Below are 25,475 nucleotides of genomic sequence, written 5' to 3'. Positions count from 1 at the left end.
TAAGTATATATAACTTACTCTAAAAAAAATAGTTAAGTAATATAGGCTCATTACTATAGTAATAGTTGTAGAGAGTATCTATAAATTTAAAGAAAGTTTTTTCATAATTTTTGAAAAACTAGCTGTAAGGTATGTCGTTTCTTTATTCGTTTCTTTAAAAGATTTATTCATATACATTTTTTAGTATCAATATAATTATGGATAAATGAGCCCATTAAGCATAAAACAAAATATAAACTTCTATTTAAAACATTATTCTTTGAATAACCTTAAAGAAAAGTGGACATCAAGTGCCAATTTATATAAAAAAAAGTTAAATTTACATTTATCATGCATGATAAATAAACAAAATGCTTTTTAGACTCTTTTTAAACAAGCTAATAATTGATTAATCTGAATTTTAAAGAAGTGTTCTACATCTAATATCAAAAAAACTGCTATAATTTAAATATTTAGAAACTATATTTTTAATGACAAAGGTGAAAGTTATCCTATTAGCGTTTTTAATACAAAACATATTAGGATTATCATCACTTGCAACTGACCCTATCTTACTCAATTGCATCAAAACACCAGAAATCTATAACCTTGATCCACAACCAAAACACTTTCACTTTTCAAATAACCTAAGGAGAAAACCAGGATCTCCAGTTAGTGCAATTGGAGAATTAATAAATATAGTAGGTAGAATTACTGATATAAACTGTCTACCAATACAAAATGCTGTGGTTTTTATATGGCACGTGAATTCACATGGTATGAATAACTATGATGAAAATATAAAAAAAGATAAATTTGATCCAAATTTTATCGGATCAGGGAGATTTATAACAAATAACCTTGGCTATTACAGTTTCATCACAATAGCACCTGGTAAAATTAAAAATATGGCTCCACATATCAATTTTTTAGTTCAGCATCCAGATTTTCCAAACTTTAAAACACAAATGTTTTTTATTGACCATAATTATACTAACTGTGTTGATCCTAATCTTAGCAATTTAATTGATAATGGACTTGCAAGCCTCTTAATAGCACCGTTTATCTATAATAACCGAGCTACTAAAACCTATATATTTAACATTACTCTAAATAGCCATAACAAGTTTTCTAGCAAAAAATAAAACTTGTATTTTTAAACTGTTCAAGTAAATATTACTTTAACCTTGAATTAAATAAAAAACTACAAAACAATGAAAATAATAATCTCTAAAATTTTACCTGATTCAAAAACAATAGTCACAGGTTTATTTGAAGATGACAAAACTATAAATAATCACAAAATCTTACAAGAAGAAAAGTTAGTTATAAATAGTATAAAACAACTTAATAACTTTAATGGAAGCTTTGGTGAATTTTTCTCTATTACTTTTCCAGAAGGAAAAACCATCATAGTTGTTGGACTAGGCAAAAAAAATGAGTGGAATGAAAACAAAGAATTAAATATTGGTGGTAAAATATATTGTAAATTAAGCAAATTAAAGATTAAACAAGCAGTGATTTTTATTGAAGGAAATGCAGCAAATATTGCATACGGAACATTTTTACGTAGTTTCAAATTTGATAAGTATAAAAGTAAAAAAGATAAAAGAATTATAGAAATAGAAAAAATTACAGTACTAGTAAAAGATGAACAACTAAGCAACGTTGAAAAATCATTTGAACTTCTAAGACAAGAAGGTGAAGGTATATTTCTTGCTCGTTCTTTAATTACTGAACCACCCAACATCTTATATCCAGAATCATATGCCAACCGTATAAAAACCGAACTTACTCAACTAGATCTTGAGGTTGAAATACTTGATAAAAAACAAATAGAAGAGAAAAAAATGAAAGCATTACTTGGAGTAGCACAAGGAAGTAGTAAAGAGCCAAAACTAGTAGTAATAAAATGGAATGGAGCTGTTTTAAAACAAAAACCTATAGCTTTTGTGGGTAAAGGTATAACGTTCGATACTGGAGGAATATCACTAAAACCCTCACGTAATATGGAGTTAATGAAATATGATATGGCAGGTTCTGCCGCTGTAATTGGAGTAATGCGTGCTCTAGCAGGAAGAAAAGCAAAAATAAATGCAATTGGTGTAGTTGCACTAGCAGAAAATGCAGTAGGTAGCAACGCCCAAAGGCCAAGCGATATAATCACTTCAATGTCCGGTCAGACAATAGAAGTATTAAACACTGATGCAGAAGGAAGGCTTATACTCGCAGATGCTTTATGGTATACCCAAGATAGGTTTTCACCAAAGTTCATGATTGACATTGCAACTTTAACTGGTGCTATAATAATCGCACTTGGAAAGAACGAGTATGCTGGTCTTTTCTCCAATAATGATGAATTAGCAAATCAACTTATTAATGTAGGAAATGAAGTAAATGAAAAACTATGGCGTCTTCCAATAAGTGAGACTTACAATAAAAGTATTGATTCATCAATTGCAGATATGCAAAACATAGCTCCTGTAGGTTTTGGTGGAGATAGCATAATAGCTGCACAATTTTTACAGCGTTTTATAAATAATACCTGCTGGGCACATCTAGATATTGCAGGAACTGCTTGGCATGAAAAAGGCACTGATATCTCTCCAAAAGGAGCAGTAGGCTTTGGTGTAAGGTTGCTCAATAAACTGGTTGAGAAATACTATGAAAATAAGTAATCATACTTACTTTAAAGTACAAAAAAATTTAGCTTCTTAAAATCTAGTACTGTTTATCAGTCTAATATCTAGCATAGTGATAAATAAAATTAGATAAAATAACCTAAAAAAGCTAATTATAGACTAGTTATCATAGTCAACCTTTAAAATTTCTCTACAACTAGTTATTCATAGAGTTAAAAAAATCAGCATTACTTTTTGTTAAAAGTAGTTTATCACGTAAAAATTCCATTGCTTCTATAGATCCCATAGGATTAAGTATTCTACGCAAGACCCATATTTTATTTAATATAGCTTTATTAATCAATAATTCCTCCTTTCTAGTTCCAGATTTTGTAATATCAATAGCTGGAAATATTCGCTTATCGGCAAGTTTTCTATCAAGCAAAATTTCAGCATTACCTGTGCCTTTAAACTCTTCAAAAATAACTTCATCCATTTTTGAGCCAGTTTCTATAAGAGCAGTAGCAATAATTGTTAAAGAACCACCATTTTCAATATTACGAGCTGCTCCAAAAAATCGTTTCGGTCTTTGTAAAGCATTTGAATCTACACCACCAGTTAAAACTTTACCAGATGAAGGAATAACTGCATTATAAGCACGTGCAAGACGAGTTATAGAGTCAAGCAAAATTACAACATCCTTTTTATGTTCAACCATTCTTTTAGCTTTCTCTATCACTATTTCAGCAAGTTGTACATGTCGATAGGCAGGTTCATCAAATGTAGAACTCACCACCTCACCCTTCACAGAACGCATCATATCTGTCACTTCCTCAGGCCTTTCATCTATAAGTAATACCATCAATTCTATTTCAGGATAATTCATAGCTATAGAATGAGCCATCTGTTGAAGTAATATCGTTTTTCCTGTACGAGGAGGGGCAACTACTAATGCCCTTTGACCTTTTCCAAGAGGGGCAACTATATCCACAGCACGCATACTTATATCCTTTTTATCATTTTTACTTGTGCTCTTTTCAAGAATTAAACTTTCCTCAGGATAAAGGGGAAGTAAATTATCAAAATGGACGTACTTCCTCAATTCACTTATTTCAGTAGAGTTTATACTTTGAACTTTAGTTAAAGTAAAATACCTTTCTTTATCACCAGGTGGCCTGATCTCCCCACATACCATATCTCCAGTACGCAAGTTAAATTTTTTTATTTGCCCATTAGAAATATAAACATCATCAGTGCTAGTAGCATAATTTGCACTTGCTGAACGTAAAAAGCCGAAACCATCAGGTAATATTTCTACTACCCCACTTCCTGTAGTAACTCCCCCTTCTTCACTCATTTTTTTCATTAAGCTGAATATCATTTCTTGCTTCAGCATTCTGCCATTACTTTTACCATTAGTTGAGATTTTCCTTTCTTCGGCTAGACCTAATAATTCTTCTGCTGTTTTTTTTCTCAATTCACTCAAATCCAACGCTTTCCTACTTTCTTTTACACTCTCATTTGTCATTTGCTTTACCATATCATTATTAAGAATTAGCTCACTTTTTTTTACTGATTCTTGTTCAGTTACAATTTTTTCCTTCGCTAAAACATCTTCATTGACTGTTATCATAACCCTCCAAAATTTTAATTGATGTTTACTAACTTAAGATATGCATAAGATAATAAATTAGGCTTAGTTACCTTTAGGAAATATTCAATTACTATTAAGCTACATACTTTATTAGTATAGTACTAATAAAACTAATTAAGTCAAGCGAATTTAATACCGATAAAACATAAAAATAAATAAGCAATTTAAAGAATTTCATATTTTTTTTTTATATTCTTTAACCTCTCTCTTCTCTCTTCTTTTATTTTTGCTTTTTCTATCTCTGCTTCTAAATCCTCTTGCTTACATAAGCCAAGCAACACAGGATCTTGAGGTTTTATATTTTGCATATTATAATGAGATCCATTTTTTACCTGCTCTACAGTATGACTTGTTGTGCTGATTAATTTAGCTATAACATTATTATCCAAAATAGGAAATTTTTTTATTAAATAATAAATTGCATCAGGTTTATCCCTACGCCTAACTACAGAAGTAATGCCCAAAATACTACTACCGATCTTATTCCTCCCCTTAAAACCTTTTGCAATCAAATTTGGAATACGATCTAGATCTTTTTTACAATCATCAATCTCTTTTTCAGTTATTATTCCAGAAACAATAGGATTAAATCCTTTAGCATCTACTTTTTCATCCGCTATATCCTGAACTTCTTCAAGAGTTAATTCACAACATTGAGCTATTTGGTTAAAAGTTAAAGCAGTATTATCCACTAACCAAACAGCAATTTGCATAAGAAATTGTTTACTTTTATCATTATTACCTTTAAAAAGTTCTGACGACATCAGGAAAACATCTACTATTTACAATACTCTTTAGCTATGACGCAAAACTAAAATATTAAGCTATTAAAATTAAAAAAGCATTAATTTATCATTCTAATATAACTCCTACATCTTTAATTCTTAATTTGATAATCAACTTAAATACACATTCCTATTCAAGAAAAAAATAAGCCTTAAATAATTAATATATTATAGTTATATATACTCACTATATAGATTTACAAAAAACTAAATTCCAGTTATAATAACTATTCATCACTCAAATTTATGAACATTAAAAATTCCTTCACTCAAGTCACTATTATCATTTTAATCTGCTTACTAATCTTCATGGGAATTGGCAATTTTCTATTAGAAAATAATGAAAAAGAAAAGGTAGCTAGAGTTGGAAAAGAAATCATAACATTAAATGAATATAAGTCATTATATAAAAATTATGAAAAACAAATTTCTGAACCTAACATCAGTAAAGAACAAATAAAAAAGTTAAAACATAATTTACTTAATATTCTTATAGAAGAAAAACTATTATTTAACTTAGTCAACGACCTAAAATTAACAATTGGAGAAGAATCTATAAAAGACTATATCGGAAATATTAAGTACTTTCAAAATGATAAAGGAGAATTTGATAAAAAAAAATTTTACGAAACACTAAATAACTTGCACATAACAGAAAAAGAATATGTAACAAATCTTAAGAAAATTTTGCCTACAATAATGTTTATAACCTCTTTATTTAAGAATAATTACCCAGTAACCTTTGGTGAAAAAATCGATGAGAAAATATATAAAAGTCGCTACCAAACTAGAATAGTCGATATTATAAAAATAACTAAAGATGCAGTTATAAATATCCCTAAACCAGATGACAAAATTTTACTTGACTTATACAAAAAAAACAAATCTCATTTTTACGATCCTGAATATCGAACTGCACAATATATTTCCTTAGATCTAAAATATTTTAAAGATCAAATTCACATTTCAAATGAAGAAATTAATTCTATAATAGAAGAACAGGAACTGAAAAATCAAAGAGATATATTTAATATAGTATTTCCTAGTGAAGAAAAGGTAAAAGCAGCAAAAAAAGCATTTGAAAAAGGTGAAATAAGCTTTGAACAGATAGCAGAAAAATTTGGTAAAACAAAACTTGAGGAAACTAGAATAAATAATATAACTAAGAATCTTTTACCAGAGAATATGAGAGAAAAAGTGTTTGCTCTTAAAGCAGGTGAAGTGAGCGAAATTTTAGTAAGTAATTTCGGTTGGCACATAATAAAGGTAGAAAACATACATCAAATTTCTGATGAAAACTTAATCAACCTGAAGAAGAATATAGAATCAATTCTAGCCAACCAAAAATCCTTCGAAAAGGTTAACGATTTTATAAATCAAGTGAATTACAAAATATATAATGGTGCAACAATTGAAGAAATCTCTAATGAATACAATCTACCTATACAAATTATAGGACCAATAGACACCAACGGAAAAGGACAAAACATTAATAGTATCAAAAATTCCAACGATTTAATCTCCTTAATCTTTTCACAAAAAAAAGATCAAAAAAGTTATTTTAAAAGTATTGGAGATACTGTTTTCAGCGTAAAAATTATCGACATTACCCCACCAAAAATGCAAAGTTTTGAAAAAAGCAAAGAATCTGTAATAGATTTTTGGCGTAATGAGTTTACAAAAGAACAAATGTTTAAAATTGGACAAAAAATTATAACTCAATTAAAAGAAAAAGCAGATTTTAAGAAAACTCAAGGCATAAAACTGATCAAAAATAAGCAGATACATAGAAATGAGACTGAGCAACAAAATTACCCTCCTTCTTTTATAGAAGAAATTTTTAATATGAAAATAATTAGCTCAGTAACAAAACCTGTTCAACATGATAATAATATTATAATAGGCATTCTAAAAAAAATACACTCATCAAATGGTACATTAAACACATTAGATACCGGAAAACGTGTAATGATATCACTAAAAGAGCAATTAATTAGCTACTTAAAATCAAAATATAAAATAGAAGTCAACCATGCTATTTTTGATGAAGTATAAGAAATTTTTCCTTCTTTATTTAAAGACATAATATAATTCTATACCAACTATTTAAATCACAAAATAAAAAAGTAGCTAAACATAAAAGATAATTTTATAATGCTTCCACATATTCACCTCCATAACCACATGTAAATGAAGCAAACTGCATAAAAATACACTATAAACCTAAAACATCATATAGTATTTTCAAATACACACTATGTACAGTTCCTAATCTAATAAAATTAAAATTGCTAACTACTATTCTTCATTTTTACTAAAGTGAAATATAATTTATTTCCTGCACACTTCACCATAATAACATGATATCAACAAAGACAAAAAAACCATTATCAGCTCAACTCTCTTTTTAATTAGTACGGATAACTCTTTGAGTAATTTTATTTTACCACAATCCTATTAAATGCTGAAAACTTAAAAACATATACAATATAATTTCTGCAATTCATAAAAATGTTCTAGTATTTTGTACTAAATTTCAAAGTTGAATTCTATAAATCAAAAATAAATTCTAAGCAAAAAACACCAGCTACCTAAATAATAAAACTATCAAAGCTACAAAATATAATTTATATACTGTTTTCACACAGAGAATACACAGTTGTAGCAAAACCCAAACAAACTAAACACACACAATTTTTCAACTTTGAAAGAGGCAAGCCACCTTAACAACCACAACTACTATTTTTCATACTTTTACCTTTAAAATTTTCGAATAGCTAATAAGAAAAACTTATCATATATAACTTAAATAGTCTTTGAAAATTTTTCCTATTAATTCAGCTTAAAATTCTATCCAAAAGAATACTAAAAAAAAGCAATAACCCTACATAAAAATGATTTTTAAACATGGACATACATTGACCAAGGTTATCAAAATCAAAATCTTTATATTGACGGTAAAATATAAACCCTACAACAAGTAGAGCAATATAAAAAATATTGTTTAATGACGATAAAACACCAGAATATAACCACATAATACAAGACATGAAGTAAAATTTTTTCAACCAAGACTTTATTGCATTACCAAAATATAATGCAGTTGACTTTATTCCTAATTTTTCATCATCTCTTCTATCTTGATGAGCATATATTGTATCGTAACTTAACGTCCAAAAAATGCATCCTACATAAAAAAGTACAGGTTCGATACTAATCTTATTCCTTACCACTGCCCAACCCATAAGTGATCCCATATTAAAAGTAAATCCTAAAAATAACTGAGGCCACCAAATATAACGCTTTAATAAAGGATAAATAATTATCATACATATAGAAACTATTCCAAGTATAAGTGTAGTCTTATTAGTAAGAAGTAAAATCACCAGTGCAATAGATAGTAATAAAAAAAGTAAAACTAAAGCCTGCTTGATATTTAGTAGACCACTTGCAAGTGGTCTATACTTTGTACGTTCAACATATGCATCTATTTCTTTATCAAAAATATCATTAATTATACAACCTGCAGACCTCATTAAAAATGCACCTAAAGTAAACAAAATAAGAAAAAAAAAAGTCTGCCATGATAAAGAAGTCGAAGCTAAAATAATACCACTTAAACTTGGAAATAATACAAGCCATAAACCTGTTAAACTATGCAATCTCATCAACAAAAAATAACGATTAAAATTCACCGATTAAGTATGATGACTTAATATTTTGCTTATATTAATAAAGTTATTAAATGCTAAATCAGACTTAAAAACTAACTTAGGTACAAATCGTAAATTAACATAACACAATATAGATCTATGTATCAACCATGCAGATTGGTTGATCTCATTGATAATAGTATCAATATTACAATCTTTTTCATTTAACGAAGGTGATACAAGATATACATCAGCTTTTTTTAAATCTTTACTTAACTTTACATCAGACACTGTCACATTTCTACTACCGTATATCTTGCCTTCCATTAAGACCCTAGATATTGCCCTATGCAATACAGACGCTATTTTCAAGCTTCTAATTTCTTTTCTTAACCTCATCACTACAATAATATCCTTTCTTCATGTATTAATTGATAAACTTCTAAAACATCTCCAACTTTAACATCAACATTATTATCAAAAGATATTCCACATTCAAAGCCTGTACCTACTTCTTTAACATCATCTTTAAATCTACGCAAAGCTTTTAATTTTCCCTTGCATATCAATTTATTATTACGTATTACCTTGATTAAAGAATCTTTCTTTGTTACTCCATCACTTATATAACATCCAGCAATATTACCAGCTTTAGAAGTATTAAATATCTGCATCACAGATGCAGAACCGATATGAACTTCTCGTATTATAGGCTTTAACATTTTAGTCAAATAAATTTTCATATTATCAATAAGCCCATATATTATATTATGAATGAGTATTTCTACACCCTTTTGCTTTGCTAAATCCCTTATTTTTGAATCTGCTTTAACATTAAATGCTAAAATTACTGCATTCGATGCTTGCGCAAGTAACACATCTGAATCTGTTATTCCTCCCACTGCTTTATACAGAATATTCAATTTTACTTGATTTGTACCGAGTTTAGCAATTGAATTTGATATTGCTTCAATAGAACCAGTAACATCACACTTTAAAAGCACAGATATCTCTTCCCTCTTATTATCACTATAACTAAATATATCTAGATTATTTTTACTCAAATTCCTTTCCTTTTCCCTGATTAACTCCAACCTATACTCAATAATCTCACGGGCCTTCTTCTCCGAATTTACAACAATAAATTTATCTCCAGCATTTGGTATCCCATCGAGACCAGTAATCTCAACCGGAGTAGAAGGTAAAGCTACTTTCTCTTTTTGACCAAGATGATTAACTATACTACGTACCTTACCATATGTTGTACCTAACACTAACATATCACCAATTCTTAAAGTTCCCTCTTCAACTATTAATGTAGCCGATATTCCTTTAATTTTATCCATTCTAGATTCCACCACCCAACCAAGAGCTCGACAATCTTCTATTGCCTCAAGTCTCATCAAATCAGCAATTAACAAAATTGCCTCCTCTAACTTATCTAAGTTAATTTTCTTCTTTGCTGACACTGGCACAACTATAATATCTCCACCAAGTTCCTCAGGAATTAAACCATATTGAGGCAAACTACTAATTATCTTTTCTATATCCCTAGGCTTCGATTTATCAATTTTATTAATAGCAACCACAATAGAAACATTTGCCTCTTTTGCATGACTTATAGCCTCAATCGTTTGCTTCATTACTCCATCATCAACTGCAATTACTATTACAACTATATCAGTAATACTAGCACCATGTGCACGCATAGTAGCAAATGCTTCATGTCCTGGCGTATCAATAAAAGTAATTTTATGTTTATCTTTTGTCACTATCTGATAAGCACCTATATGTTGAGTTATTCCACCTGATTCTTCCTCTACAAGATTAGATTTACGAAACGCGTCAAGCAATGAAGTTTTACCATGATCAACATGTCCCATAAACGTCACAATCGGAGGCTTTAATTTTTTAGGTAAGACCTTCTTATTTTCTATAAAAAATAAATCCCTTTCCTTACTAGCATTACTTATTCGTTTAACTATATGATTGAATCTTTCGACTACTTTACATGCTATATCCGGATCCACCAAATCATCCACTTCATAACCTTCACCTAATTCTTCTTTTAATATTTTTAGTACATTTCTATTGTCTTCTGCCATACGAATAGACAACTCCCTAATCGTAATCTTATCTGGTACAATAACTTCCCTCGATATATTCTTACCTTTGATCAATTTTGACTTTTTATTTCTTATACCAAACCTTTGCCTTAAAATTAAAGCTTGTTCAACTTTATCATCTATTGACTGTGCAATCATTAACTTAGAATACTTAGAATACTTAGAATATACATCTTTACTAGATTTTAAAGATTTTTTACTAAAATCCTCGTCATCAACTCTCTCTCCAATCAACTTAATTGAGTTAATACTATTTAATTCTCTCTCTTTAGTTTCTTTTAATGAAGTATTTAAAATGCTTTTTTTAACAGAAATTTTCTTATTACTTTCCTCTGCTACTACTTCCTTCTCTCTTTTCTCTAAACTTATTTTTTCCTTCAATAAAGCAGCATTTTGTACAGCATTAATACGAGAAATTTGCTCTTTTTTTGTCAAGGAACTTAATTTACTTCCGTATTGTTCCTCCAACTCACGAATTTCTTTTCTCTTTCTTTTTTTTATCACTGTAGCACCTACATTTGAAATTACTGGATAACTCAAGTCAAAACCAAATTTAAGTTTATTAAAACCTTGAAGTGTTAATTTCTTGCCACTAATATCTTTTTCGTTATTCATATTCATTTGTTATATTACACCCAGCTTCTTACGTGCTTCCATAATTATTAAATCCGCTGTATTTTTTAAATCATCCTTACTACTCGCTGAATCAGAAAGTATACTACAAAATTCATAACTCGATAAATCTGCTATACCCTCTAAAGTCTTAATACCATGTTTACTAAGAGCAATTTTATTATCTATTGATAAAGGCAAGTTGATTACATCATCTTCCATACCTAAAATTCTTAACTCTTCTATTTTTTCATCATTCTTTATTCTTAAATACCTATTTGCTCTGCTACGTAGTTCATTTGCAATATCCTCGTTAAAACCTTCGATTGAAGCAAGCTCTTTAACTGAAGCATCAGATATATCTTCTACGCTCGAAAAACCTTCTGTAACTAATAGTTGACCCATAATCTCTTCTAAATTCAAAGCTTCAGCAAACAAAGCTGAACATTGACTAAGCTCTTTACTTCGTCTTTCTGACTCTTGCTGAGTACTGAGTATCTCAATCTTCCATCCAATAAGTTCTGAAGCTAATCTCACATTTTGACCTTTTTTCCCTATAGCTAAGCTCAACTGATCCTCCGGAACTATTAATTCTACACAATTTTCATTCTCATCAATAATAACCTTCGATACTTCTGCAGGAGTAATAGCTTTAATAACGAACTGACCCAAATTTGAAGAGTAATGTATAACATCAATTTTTTCTCCATTCAATTCATGTATTATAGTTTTTATCCTTTCCCCTTTAATTCCAACACAAGCACCTACTGGATCAATATTTTTATCAGGAGAAAAAACAGCAACTTTAGATCTTGAACCAGCATCCCTAGCTATACCTTTAATTATCACCAACCCATCAGCAATTTCTGGTATTTCTTGATTTAATAATGCCTCTAAAAAACCTTCATGTGCCCTAGAAAGAATAACTTGACGTCCATCGTCAGAACGCTTGACAGTTTGTATATATGCTTTAACTTTCTCACCTTCACGAAAAGATTCACCACCGATTAAATTCCGCAATGGAAGATATGCCTTAGTACCATTTATATCTATAATTAAATCTGAATATTCCACTTGCTTAACAACACCATACCTTATTTCTCCCACTTTATCTTTAAATTCTCCATATTGTTTTTTCAATTCTTCGTACTTAATTACTTGAGCAATTCTTTGCTGAGCAATTCTTGCTGAAGCAAGATCAGTATTAAGAGAAAGCAACTGATTAATAGTATCTCCAACTTTAGCATCTTCCTTCATTAGCTTAGCCTCTGTAAGAGTAATCGATCCTACACACCCACTGCTATTTCCTTCTTCATTTAACCCATTATCAATAACTTTTAACTCCCTGTATGAAATAACTTTTCCTGTATTTCTATCTATATGAACTACAATCTTACTCTTATTACCATATTTTTGATAAGCAACTGCTTCTATTGCACTTTCTAATGCTTTTATAATCACTTCAAAATCTAAACCTTTCTGAAGCGAAAGCTCCGCTGCTGTTTTTACTATATCAATACTCCCAACTAATTCACCTCCATCATTCTTCTGTTTTACACTACTTTTACGATTAACAATCATATAAATAAACCCTGTATCATTAGCTATAATTTATAAGCTTGAATTAAAAAATACTATTCTCAGTATTAAATAATTACTAATCCAAGTCAAGTTTTTTCATATTTCATGTACAAACAATACAGAACAAAAAAACAAGAGTAAAATATTATAACTAATATTTTACATACCCTATAGTATGAAAATATTACACTCATCCGATTCAATGATGCACTAATACATAATTTATAATAAAAAATTTCTATATTTTATTTAACTGACAAGGCTGACAAACATTGATGTTTAATTCAAACTACAGCCATAACAATAAGCAATATTAACATTTCATAAAAATAAAAATACTTACTACAACGTTTAACATAAGCTATATATCATTCTAATTTTTAGCGACAAAAATACTATTTAATGACAGCATATTACTCCTATAACTCAATTTAAAGTAATAACTCCTACTCACACAAAAAATTATAATTCTATTAATAAAAAACATGTATGTAATCAAAAAAAAATGACTTCATTAACAATGAAATACATAATTACATTATTATTTTTAATATTTAAAGTATATTATTAATATCAATAATAATATTGTAATTACAGTATAGACCTTCTTTATAATTTTGTTGATCTTTAAATTACAACTTTAAAATTAATTTATATCTTATTATGTTAATTTAAGTAAAAATCAAGCCTTGAATAAACTTAAAATTATCATTCAAGTTAAAAGTAACATAGTTTTAAGAATATAGCATTAATCACTAAATACTATTATTAATGAATGGCTATAAACTTTTTCGAAGAAAATTGTTTAAAAAATAAGCCTATTTTATTAATACCATATTACTTATAACTCCTTAATAAAAATTTATCAAAATAATTATAAACAGAAAACTGAATCAAACATTTCTTATTTTAATTAAGAAATTTTCATACCTAATAAACACATAAAAATAAAAAAATAATCACTATAAGAAATCAATCTGAAATACACTCAACACCCAATCCAAGATTTAATTCTTTATTTCTTAATACCTTTTTGTATATATTAGTCACAATACCAATAAACACTATTTCAATAAATAGAACCAATATTGGCCAAGCCAATAATTATAATATTAAACTATATCAACCCATTTTTTAACTCTCTATAAGCTCATCACATACAACCTTTATCTATTTTTTGCTGTATTGTCATCTATAAATAAATAGTTCTAGTAAAAAAAACAATACTACTACTGCTATAAATACCAAAAAAGCACAATATCTAAAAAAATTACCTTCTAGAAAACTAAACTACCAACAACCACAATTACCAATTAGTATAAGGTAGTTAACTAATGCTCTATCAACAAGTATTAAACTCATTACCAAGCAGTTTAATTGAATAGTAAAAGCTATACTAGAATGATATTATCTTAAAATATAAACATCTTATTTTAAATATTATTTATCCTAAAATAAGCTAATTTATAATAATCATTAGCAACATTTTGAAAGCCTCATAAGCAACAAATAACTACTATTTATTATTTTATCATCCTCTTTTGCAAAGCTCATTACCTATTCTGTAGTACAACTAAAACCTATCATCAATTTCAAGGTAATAAGTAAAAATTTTATAGTAACTATCTAATTTATTAACTTTTTAATTTAAAATAACTTATTTTATAATATTGCAAATTATATGTCTCAAATCAGCACAAGTTTTACTTCAATGATCAAAAGAATACATATAATTTCTATTCATAAGGTAAATTCCTATAAACATTCTCGTGCTTACTAAAATTCTTACATAAAACTATAACAACCACTATAAAACCTTTTATATAAACAAAACTATATCACAACCTATATATAACCAATCTGCAATATAACAAGCTAGAACTAAATAAAAAAAATCTGGTACTTACTTCAAATTTCACTAAATCAAAAAAGAGTGTGCAAGTATATAATTTAGTACTCCACCACTCATTAAATACTTCACTTCAGTTGCAGTTTGCACACAACATTTAAGCCGAATTGATTGCTCTGAACTATTGTTTTGTTTAAAAATACATTCTAAATCTCCATTTGGCACTATTTCACCTTTTATATTTATTATCCCACTACTATCAAATACTCTTCTAGTTACTCCATTCTGAAACAGAAGTGGCAGAACACCCATACTGATTAAATTAGATCTATGTATACATTCAAAGCTTTCTGCAATTACAGCTTTAATTCCCAATAATGCAGTACCCTTAGCTGCCCAATCTCTACTTGAACCTATACCATATTCTTTTCCTGCAATAATCACTAATGGAACAGCTTCTTTCTTATAACGCATTGCTACATCAAAAATTGGCATAGTTTCTTGAGAAGGAATGTGTTTTGTATAACCACCCTCAGTATTCACCATCTCATTTTTTATCCTAACATTAGCAAAAGCTCCACGTATCATAACATTATGATTACCACGACGAGATCCATATGAATTAAAATTTTGCGGTTCAATTCCAAGATCCCTCAAATATATGCCAGCAGGACTACTCAAAGCAATACTACCAGCAGGAGAAATATGGTCAGTGGTTATACCATCACCAAACACCGCTAATATACGCGCATCCTTTATACTAACTACATTAGTTTCATCATTCTTTGCCAATAAATCAAAAAAGTAAGGAGGATTTTGTATATAAGTACTTTTCTCATCCCAGTTATAGACTTCACTTTTTTCACATTCCACTTTTTGCCAATGTTCATTGCCAGAAAAAATACCACCATACTTTTGCACGAACATTTCACGCGTTATAACACTTTCAACACAACTTTCAATTTCACTGTTTGTTGGCCATAAATCTTTTAAATATATGTTATTTCCATACTTATTTTGACATATAGGATCTTTTGTTAAATCAATTAGTATAGTACCTGCAAGTGCATATATAACAACGAGTAGCGGAGATGCCAAATAACTAGCTTTAACTAAAGGGTGAATTCTTCCTTCAAAATTACGATTACCAGATAAAACTGCAACAACAGTTAAATTTTTTCTTTTTATATCATTTTCTATATTTTTATCAAGTGGGCCAGAATTTCCAATACAAGTTGTACAACCATACCCAACTAAATTAAAACCTAAAGCATTTAAATCTTCTTGTAATCCTAATTTTTTCAAATATTCCATTACAACCTGTGATCCTGGAGCAAGAGAAGTTTTAACCCAAGGCTTTGATTTTATTCCAAGTTTAACTGCATTACGCGCTATAAGGCCAGCAGCAACCATCACACTTGGGTTTGAAGTATTAGCACAGCTAGTTATTGCAGCAATAACCACACTTCCATCTTGAAGATTATCACTTTCTTTAAACCTATTAACTAAAAATAACTTTAAAAAAGATTCTGAGACTTGTGAAAGAGGAATTTTATCTTGTGGCCTTTTAGGACCGGCCATTACTGGCTCCACACTTGATAAATCAAGCTCCAACATATCAAAAAACGCTAACTCATTACTGCTTCGCAACAAGCCTTGCGCCTTTGCATAAGTTTCAACTAACTGAATCAACTCTTTTGGCCTTCCAGTCAAGTTTAAATAGTCTAGTGTTTTTTGATCAACTGGAAAAAATCCACAAGTTGCACCATATTCTGGAGCCAGATTAGCTATGGTTGCCCTATCTGCCACAGATAAATAATCCAATCCACTACCATAAAACTCTACAAACTTACCAACAACACCTTTTGTTCTTAAAATATTTGTAATAGTTAGTACTAGATCAGTTGTAGTTACCCCTTCTGAAAGCCTTCCAGTCAATTTAAATCCAACTACCTCTGGAATCACCATACTCACTGATCGATCAAGCATCACAGATTCTGCTTCTATTCCTCCAACACCCCAACCAAGAATAGATAAACTATTAACCATAGTAGTATGGCTATCCGTGCCAACCACAGTATCAGGATAAACAACCCCATCTTTATTACACACAACCTGTGCCAAATATTCAATGTTCACTTGGTGGCAAATTCCTACACCAGGTGGCACTACTCTAAAATTTTTAAAAGATGATTCTCCCCATTTTAAAAATTGATATCTTTCCAAATTTCTTCTTAGCTCTAATTCAACGTTTTTATCAAACGCAGAAATATTCCCATAACTATCTACTTGAATAGAATGGTCGATTATAAGATCAACAGGCACAGATGGATTTACTTTGCTTGGATCCCCGCCATTCTTTTTTATATAACTACGCATTGAAGCTAAGTCAACAATAGCAGGAACTCCAGTAAAATCTTGCATCAATACCCTAGCCGGTTTGTAACTAATTTCATGATTCACATATTTCTCAATACAACCAGCTAATATTTTTATATCATGAAGTTTTACATTCACTCCATCTTCGTTACGCAATAAATTCTCAAGCAAAATCTTTAATGAACAAGGTAATTTACTTAAATCTATTCCCAAAAATTTACCAGCAGCACTAAGACTAAAATAGCTGTAAAATTTCCCATTAACGTTTAAAACTGCCTTTGATCCTAAAGAATTATTCACTTTAAATATATTATTTTGAAAATAAAGATATGATCTTATCAAATACCATCAAACTCTAAAAAAAGCTAATTGTAGTAAAACAAGCTTAACTATAAATTCTTAACAATTACTATATTAACATCTCTGCAAAAATCCTCAAAATAAACATTATTACTTTAACAATACAGTAAATTAACAACTGTCTATATTAATCCATTTTCATAAAGTTGATAAAAAAATTTATGTAATAAACTAACATACTAAACACAAAACCACTTAAATAAATTTAACTACTACAAAGTTATAAGCTACAATCTAAAATGTAAAACAGTAAAAACAGTTAATAAAAACTCAATAAACTAAAGTACTTTCGCTGTTTTAAATTTTTATATTTCTACTTAAATAAGTAGAAAAAATCTATAAACAAATGTCCATTTCATTAAATTATAATAGAAAACTTTATCGCAAAATATTATACTATCTATAAAAATAGTAATAGTAAAATTTTATACCTCAAATCAAAATTATATCTTGAAAAAGCAAAGTTTTAATGTTATTATTACAATGTTATTATTATAATATAACTTCCCAACAAACTTTATGTATTTAAATTATGAATATAAAAAATGAGAAAATATATAATACTAAGGTAAAATTACCAATATTTCTCGATTATCAGTCTACTACTAAAGTAGATCCTCGTGTTTTAAAAGTCATGATACCTTATTTCAATCAGTTCAGTAATGCACACTCTCGCAGCCATTCATTTGGTTGGATTGCTGAAAAAGCAGTGGAAAAAGCAAGAAAGCATATTGCAGATTTAATAAATGCAGATAGTAAAGAAGTCATCTTTACCTCAGGTGCAACTGAGTCAAACAATATGGCAATTAAAGGTATTGCTCACTTTTATAAAAATAAAGGAAACCATATAATAACTATTTGTACAGAGCATAAGTGTGTTCTAGATTCTTGTCGACATTTGGAAAATGAAGGCTTCAAGGTCACATATTTACCTGTTAAGCAAAATGGAATTATTGACTTACCAAAACTTAAAGAAGCAATCACTAACAAAACAATTTTAATTTCAGTAATGATGGCTAATAATGAAATTGGAGTGGTGCAACCTATAAAAAAAATCGGCTCAATATGCAGAAAACATGGTATATTTTTTCACACAGACGCTGCTCAAAGCTTCGGTAAAGTGCCTATTAATGTCAATGAAATGAATATTGACCTTATGAGTCTTTCCAGCCATAAAATTTATGGGCCTATGGGAATAGGTGCATTATATGTACGTAGAAAAAATCCTCGCGTTAGGCTTACACCATTAATTAGTGGTGGAGGCCAGGAAAGAGGTATGCGTTCTGGAACAGTTCCAACTCCTCTTTCAGTTGGTTTTGGTGAAGCGGCACGCATTGCTAAAGAAGAAATGGAAACAGAAGCAACTAAATTGAAAGAACTAAGAGATATTCTATATAGCAAAATAAAAAAAGCATTTCCTGATGTTGTTTTAAATGGCGATTATAAAAACAGAATCCCTGGTAACTTAAATTTAAGTTTTCCTTATGTCGAAGGCGAATCTCTTATCATGGCAATTAAAAATTTAGCAGTAAGTTCTGGCTCTGCATGCACATCTGCATCTCTTGAACCTTCCTATGTCATAAGATCACTAAATAATGGTCATGATCTTGAGCATTCATCAATTAGATTTGGCCTGGGTAGATTTACAACTAAAAATGAAATTTTATACGCGGCAGATCTTATTGCTAAAAATGTTGGACGATTAAGAGAGATGAGTCCACTTTGGGAAATGGTACAAGAAGGAGTAGATTTAAGCACTGTAAAATGGGACTTTCATTAAAATCTCCTCTATGAGTTCGCATTAAAGTAAAAAATAAAAAACTAAATAGTAAAAGAATTTAATTTTTAAAAAGAGAATAAATTTTAAAAACTTACTTCAGAACACATAAAGAGTAGTTTTTACAAAACTCCACTCAAGTAATATAAATATATAAAAATTAAATTATTAAGATAATACAAAAACTTAAATAAAACAGATAGTTTTTAAAAAGTATTAAAATATATTAATCACTATAAACCACTATCTTAAGTATAAATTCAGTATCTCCAAAAGAAGATTTCAAAAGTTTTGCCAGATAATCATTAATAATTATATAATATTACTAATCATTTTAAGTCAATTCATAACCTCTTCTAAGCTTACTAATTCAAAGTTAAGTCTGAAAAAAATCTTAGTATAAAAAAGATTCAGAATATTCTTAAATGTATCTTTAAATTCAATAACATCAAAACTTCACTTAGTGAAGTTAAGTCCTTTCCTCTTTTTTCATCACACTATCCAAATCCTAAGATCTTTCTTAATGATAAACAAAATATTATATTAATATTCTACACAACAAATTAAATTATAAGTTTCATAATGAATACATTCATAGAGCCTCATTCACTATGATATAAAGCAAAAAATATGTTTAACTTTTTTTAAACATACTAAAACTATTCAAAACAGTAACAGTTAATAATCCTAAACAACTTTCATTATTTAATTTTCTCAAAATTGATTAATTTTTTTTAAATATAAAATATCAAAATCAATGAAGAACAATACTTTAAATTAATCTCTATTAAATTTCTAAATATACAAATAATGGGTAAAATAACTAGAAAATATACATATAGAAAAATATTCTACTTACATCACAAGAGAAATAATTCTAAAGATTTAGAAAAATAACAAGAAAATTCAATAATAAAGCTCTTGCATTAATGAGTTGAAAAGTTTCATTTTGAAAAAAAAAGAAAATCTAAGTATATAAAAAATGAATTTACTAAATGAATAAAACTATCTTTGTTAAAAGAAGAACCGATATTAGAAATAAAAACACTATCAAAAAAAAATTGTAAAGAATAAAAAAATAAGCTAAAGTAGTGGTAGCTAAAGACTTATTTAGGTAATATATTTGTAGATATTTTATTAAAGTTACTAGGATTTTAGTAAATGAAATAAAAATATATAAAATGAAAAATAGGTTAATTAATTCAATGTAATGAACAAACACATACCCCTCTACTATAATAAAGAAGATTTGATAGAGAGACTAAAGATACTATAGAAATACTATAAATGTTTACTTTATATAAAACAGTTTCAAGGAAATTATGATGCTTAATTTTCCAACTACACGTTTAAGACGTAGACGCTCAAGTAAATGGATTCGCAATCTAACAAGTGAATGCATCTTATCAATAAATGATTTGATTTTTCCTCTTTTTGTTCATGATAAAAAAGAAACAACTGAATCAATTCCTGGTTTACCAGACATAAAATGCTATTCAATAAATAAATTAGTTTCTATAGTTCAAGAAGCCAAGGATTATGGAATAAATGCTATCGCGATTTTTCCAGTAGTGAATAATAAATTAAAATCTAAAAATGCCGAGGAGGCATATAATCCTGATAATTTAATTTGCAAAGCAATCTATGCTATAAAATTAAAAGTACCTGATATTGGTATTATTGCAGATGTTGCACTAGATCCATACACTACTCATGGTCATGATGGTCTTCTAAAAGAAAATTTGACAGATGTAGAAAATGACGAAACTATATCAGCATTATGTAAACAAGCACTAACTTTAGCAAAAGCAGGATGTAACATAGTTGCTCCTTCCGATATGATGGATGGCAGGATAGGAAAAATAAGAAAAACATTAGATGACAATAACTTTCAAAATACATTAATACTATCTTATGCAGTAAAATATTGCTCTAATTTCTATGCACCATTCAGAAAAATTGTTGGTTCATGTGTACCATCAAATTCTATCGATAAAAGCAGTTATCAAATGGACTATAGAAATGCAAGAGAGACAATTTGTGAAATTGAAATGGATATAAATGAAGGTGCAGACTTTATTATGATAAAACCAGGCATGCCATGTTTAGATATAATTAAAACAGCAAGAGACAAGTTTGATTTTCCAATTTTTGCCTATCAAGTAAGCGGTGAATATGCAATGATAAAAGCCGCAACTAACAATGGCTGGTTAAACTACGATAAAGTAATCTATGAATCTTTAATTAGCTTTAAACGTGCTGGTGCAAGTGCAATATTTACATATGCAGCACTTGATGTTGTAAAAAATTTAATAGCACGAACATCATAATACTTCCATTGTAATAAATTAAGTAAATCTATCTTTCTTAGATTTTTGTAATATAGAATTATTTTAAACAAAAATAAAAATTACCCATAAATTCTGGGCTATTTTTTTACTAAATCATAAGTACCCAGTTATTTCAATTTATAAACTAACAATACTATACAAAGATGAAAATAATATTTAATTCATTAATACTATAGTTCCATATCTTTAAATAAACAGTTTTACCTAAAATTCTTTAAGTTTTACTCTACAGCAAAGCCCACCTTAAAAAAATACTAAATACTCACATTTTCTTAAATAAATTTCTCAGCACCTAAGCAAAACAATTAAAAGCTCGTTTTAATTTAGCTAAATTATAATACAACAAAAAAAAGTAATTATACCGTAACAAAAGAGTTATATGTAACAATTTCATAAAATCGATTATTGAAAACTTTAGCTACTTTTATACTGATTTGCTACTTTCTATAACAAAAACCTTTTAAGGATTTTAAAACTAAATTGAGTATAATTTAAATAACTAAACCCACATAAATATTATAACTCTTTCACTACAATATCATGAAAATTATTATATATCCATCTTTTACTGACTACTATATACACTAATTATAGTAAAAAATTGACAAAATTTAAGAGACATTATTCTTACTTTAATTATTAGTTAACCCTTCTTCCCATTTAAGAATCATTTTATTAACTTGCCTTAATATTTCAATAGAAGGTAAGTCCTCTATGCTAAGTGGTAAGCGAACAGTTTCATGTTCTATAAGCCCAATATCATGCAAAAGTACTTTAGTAGGTATCGGGTTACTAGCAATATATAGAGCTTTACAGGCTTGTTGCCAAATATCTAGTGAATTTTTTTTTACTCTATTTTCTACGACTTGAGTAGTTGTTTTCTTCCAAGATCCTAATGCATAATGCTGAAATGACAGTAAACATCGCTTAACATATTTATGTACTGCATATGGCCAAAGATTAGAAGCAACAGAAACCAAGCCAACTGCACCACAAGCAGCCATATCAAGTATCATATTATCATCACCACAAAAAACTTCAATATCTGGTGCAACTTTTTTATAATTAACTAAAGTATCAATATCCCCACTTGAATCTTTAATAGCCCAAAACCTTTCGTGACTGGACAAATTACATACAGTTTCTACATAAAGATTCACTCCTGCTCTTGATGGAATATTATAAAGCATAACCGGCACATGTGCCTTTTCAAGTAACTTTTCAAACCATAAAGTCTGCCCTATAATTCCAGGCTTAGTATAAATTGGAGTAGTCATTAAATAACCATAAATAGGCATACCTTGACAAAAATCAAGCCATTCAAGAGCTTGATATAAATTCACTCCTGGTACACCAACTATAATTTTAATACTCCTTAACTTTAGCTTACATACAAAATCAACTAGTGTACGTCTTTCATGATCAGTAAGTGATAAATTTTCACCAGTACTACCTAGTAAAACTACACCATTTCCAGCCTCAGCTTGTATTGTAAGTAAACGCTGTAAACCATTATAATCTATACTATCTCCTTTATAACTAAAAGGAGTAACACAAGCAGTCCATAAAAACGGAGATAACAATCTCATTAAAAATCATTAAAACGGTATTTCATCATCAATTAACTCTCCCTTTATTTCATCGTCAAAATTTTCATATTGCTTTTTTTGCTCTGCTCCATGTTGCTCATATTCATTCAATGAATAATCAGAACTTGACCGCGAATCTAAAAGAGTAAGAGTACTATTAAAATTTTGCAGCACTATTTCTGTAGTATATCTTTCATTTCCACTTTGATCAGTATACTTCCTAGTTCTTAAAGAACCTTCAACATAAATTTTACTACCTTTACGTACAAGATCTTTAATAATTTTCACTAATCCTTTGTTAAATACTACAACATTATGCCATTCCGTTTTTTCAGAACGCATACCAGAAAATTTATCAATCCAACTTTCAGAAGTAGCTAGCGAAAAATTTGCCATCTCTTTTCCATTCTGCATAGTTCTAACTTCAGGATCTCTTCCTAAATTACCAACTAATATAACTTTGTTTACTGTACCAGTAGACATAACTATATTTTTATAATCAATCTTCTTCTATATTATCTTATGTTGCAATATCATGTCAAATCTGATTAAAATGCGCTTGGAGGGATTCGAACCCCCTAACCTTTGCCTTCGGAGGGCAACGCTCTATCCACTGAACTACAAGCGCCAATAATTAAATTATCTATATAGCCAAGCTATCTAATTAATTTTAGCTCGAATAAAACATAAACATAATACCTAAACCAAAGCCTAATCTTACTATTTAGTTATCTCTTATCATTCCCAAATCTACAACTCACATAAAAATTATATAATTTCCAGTTATAAATCTACTTAAAATCTTAATATTCTTAAAAAATCTTTATCTACCACTTCAAATATATACTAGATTTAAATATATACTAGAAATTATAAAATAATACTTACTCACAATTAAAATGATTTCACATAATACTATCCTTTAATTTTACAGCTCTTAAGAATATATGTAATAAAATCCTTCTTAATCTACCAATTGAACTTCTATATTTTCTGTAATTCCTTCATATCTACAATCATGTATCAACCTGAATACAGGTAAAAAAATGTTATATCATTATCATTAATTAAACTAAGACTTAGTTAAACCCACTATTCATCACTTTTATTGTTTATTTTCTACATATACATCCAATCTCTCCTGGAAAGCGGCAAATAAAAATCTCATTCAACAAACATTATGTAGCAAAAAAACCTCATATAGCTTACCAAGCTCAAAGGCTAAAATTAAAATGCATTTCCTAATGTATAAACCTAAAAAAAATTTTTCTATAAATCTAAGCTTTACTTTAAATTACAACTTCCTTTTAAAAACTTAAATGATCTCTAAATTGAAAATTTAACCATCAACTAAGATTCCACCATCCAATATACTCCACTCTATAAACAACAAATAAACTAAAAAATTTACCAATCTAAAAACTAATAATAGCATTTTCAATCTTTAATTGAACACTAACTCTCATTAGAGATAAAATATTCTATACTTAGATAAAATTTACTCATAAAATAAAACTTGATTATATTCAAGAGTTTCTAAGCAAAATATAAAAAACTTGCAGAAAACTAACTAAAATAATTCAACAATTAAAATTTCAACTTTTTTTTTATTGAAAGTGCACTAATTGAGCCTTAAAATTGAATATAATATAAATACTTTAAAATTGACCTTTCATTACTCATAATTTTTCCTTATCAAACTATTCATCTTGTAGCACTTATAATTCTAATTATAACACCATAACTAATATTTCCCCCTCTAAAAAAATCCTTTTACTATATCACTTTACTCTATACTAATAAAGATCACACTAAAATTAAAATCTTAATCTTTAGCTTTAAATACTAATAATAAATCCCCCCCCATTCAAGCTTACATATAAACTATAGCAAATTTTGATCATATAATTAACTATCCCAGATAAAAATCTGATCTTAAAAACCTAAACCTAAACCAGACATTATACTAATCATTATCTATTCCTAACAAGTAACATTTAATATTTTAATAAACTACTAAAATACTAATATTTATTACATATATTTTCTTAATTACTAAAGAAAAAAACATAAGCCTACTTTTCTTCAACTCAATATATTAACAAAATATACATTTTCACAATTTAAAAAGCAATTCATTAAAATTTATTAAAATCGTA

General features: G+C 28.5%; 14 protein-coding genes and 1 tRNA gene. 5 read left to right on the top strand and 10 right to left on the bottom strand.

Features of this window, described 5'->3' with window-relative positions:
- Positions 1 to 470: 470 nt before the first annotated feature.
- Positions 471 to 1,124, top strand: coding sequence for a protocatechuate 3,4-dioxygenase (locus GOY14_RS00980; protein WP_175809423.1), 654 nt, complete (start codon positions 471 to 473; stop codon positions 1,122 to 1,124).
- 69 nt (positions 1,125 to 1,193) lie between these two features.
- Positions 1,194 to 2,657: a leucyl aminopeptidase gene (locus GOY14_RS00975; protein WP_175809422.1), complete on the top strand. Its 1,464-nt coding sequence runs from the start codon at positions 1,194 to 1,196 to the stop codon at positions 2,655 to 2,657.
- Positions 2,658 to 2,817: 160 nt separating this feature from the next.
- On the opposite strand, the gene rho is transcribed toward GOY14_RS00975, so the two are convergent.
- Both rho and GOY14_RS00965 read right to left on the bottom strand, forming a co-directional pair.
- Entirely contained in the window at positions 2,818 to 4,233 is a 1,416-nt protein-coding gene (gene rho / locus GOY14_RS00970) for a transcription termination factor Rho (protein ID WP_175809420.1), read from the bottom strand.
- A gap of 185 nt (positions 4,234 to 4,418) precedes the next feature.
- Positions 4,419 to 5,036 (bottom strand): cell cycle transcriptional regulator TrcR, encoded by a 618-nt coding sequence (locus GOY14_RS00965; RefSeq protein WP_175809857.1) that lies wholly within the window; start codon positions 5,034 to 5,036, stop codon positions 4,419 to 4,421.
- Positions 5,037 to 5,285: 249 nt separating this feature from the next.
- On the opposite strand from GOY14_RS00965, the gene GOY14_RS00960 reads away from it, so the two are divergent.
- Entirely contained in the window at positions 5,286 to 7,094 is a 1,809-nt protein-coding gene (locus GOY14_RS00960; protein WP_175809418.1) for a peptidylprolyl isomerase, read from the top strand.
- Positions 7,095 to 7,876: 782 nt separating this feature from the next.
- On the opposite strand, the gene ubiA is transcribed toward GOY14_RS00960, so the two are convergent.
- The 5 genes from ubiA to acnA all read right to left on the bottom strand — a co-directional run bounded on the left by ubiA (position 7,877) and on the right by acnA (position 17,539).
- Positions 7,877 to 8,734, bottom strand: coding sequence for a 4-hydroxybenzoate octaprenyltransferase (gene ubiA, locus GOY14_RS00955; protein WP_175809417.1), 858 nt, complete (start codon positions 8,732 to 8,734; stop codon positions 7,877 to 7,879).
- A gap of 3 nt (positions 8,735 to 8,737) precedes the next feature.
- Complete coding sequence (gene rbfA, locus GOY14_RS00950; RefSeq protein WP_175809415.1) at positions 8,738 to 9,091, bottom strand: 30S ribosome-binding factor RbfA; 354 nt, start codon at positions 9,089 to 9,091, stop codon at positions 8,738 to 8,740.
- Between the two features lie 2 nt (positions 9,092 to 9,093).
- Positions 9,094 to 11,433: a translation initiation factor IF-2 gene (gene infB, locus GOY14_RS00945; RefSeq protein WP_175809414.1), complete on the bottom strand. Its 2,340-nt coding sequence runs from the start codon at positions 11,431 to 11,433 to the stop codon at positions 9,094 to 9,096.
- 9 nt (positions 11,434 to 11,442) lie between these two features.
- Positions 11,443 to 13,011 carry a transcription termination factor NusA gene (nusA, locus tag GOY14_RS00940; RefSeq protein ID WP_175809412.1) on the bottom strand — a complete coding sequence of 523 codons (1,569 nt, stop codon included), beginning with the start codon at positions 13,009 to 13,011 and terminating at the stop codon, positions 11,443 to 11,445.
- Positions 13,012 to 14,929: 1,918 nt separating this feature from the next.
- Positions 14,930 to 17,539, bottom strand: a complete 2,610-nt coding sequence (gene acnA / locus GOY14_RS00935; protein WP_175809411.1) for an aconitate hydratase AcnA — start codon at positions 17,537 to 17,539, stop codon at positions 14,930 to 14,932.
- Between the two features lie 592 nt (positions 17,540 to 18,131).
- Between acnA and GOY14_RS00930 the strand changes: the two genes are divergently transcribed.
- Positions 18,132 to 19,379: an IscS subfamily cysteine desulfurase gene (locus tag GOY14_RS00930; RefSeq protein WP_175809409.1), complete on the top strand. Its 1,248-nt coding sequence runs from the start codon at positions 18,132 to 18,134 to the stop codon at positions 19,377 to 19,379.
- A gap of 1,322 nt (positions 19,380 to 20,701) precedes the next feature.
- The gene (hemB, locus tag GOY14_RS00925; protein WP_175809856.1) at positions 20,702 to 21,706 is read left to right on the top strand and encodes a porphobilinogen synthase; all 1,005 of its coding nucleotides are present in this window, start codon (positions 20,702 to 20,704) and stop codon (positions 21,704 to 21,706) included.
- Positions 21,707 to 22,359: 653 nt separating this feature from the next.
- Here the strand turns inward: hemB and dapA are convergent.
- The 3 genes from dapA to GOY14_RS00910 form a co-directional block, all read right to left on the bottom strand.
- The gene (dapA, locus tag GOY14_RS00920) at positions 22,360 to 23,310 is read right to left on the bottom strand and encodes a 4-hydroxy-tetrahydrodipicolinate synthase (RefSeq protein WP_175809855.1); all 951 of its coding nucleotides are present in this window, start codon (positions 23,308 to 23,310) and stop codon (positions 22,360 to 22,362) included.
- Positions 23,311 to 23,325: 15 nt separating this feature from the next.
- Positions 23,326 to 23,799: a single-stranded DNA-binding protein gene (gene ssb, locus GOY14_RS00915; RefSeq protein WP_175809408.1), complete on the bottom strand. Its 474-nt coding sequence runs from the start codon at positions 23,797 to 23,799 to the stop codon at positions 23,326 to 23,328.
- Positions 23,800 to 23,870: 71 nt separating this feature from the next.
- Positions 23,871 to 23,944 (bottom strand) — tRNA-Arg (locus GOY14_RS00910).
- Between the last annotated feature and the right edge of the window lie 1,531 nt (positions 23,945 to 25,475).

This window comes from Wolbachia endosymbiont of Dipetalonema caudispina (genome assembly GCF_013365495.1).
Classification (GTDB): Bacteria; Pseudomonadota; Alphaproteobacteria; order Rickettsiales; family Anaplasmataceae; genus Wolbachia.
The sequence above is the reverse complement of the archived record's forward strand: the minus strand, read 5'-3'. Positions and strand labels throughout refer to the sequence as shown.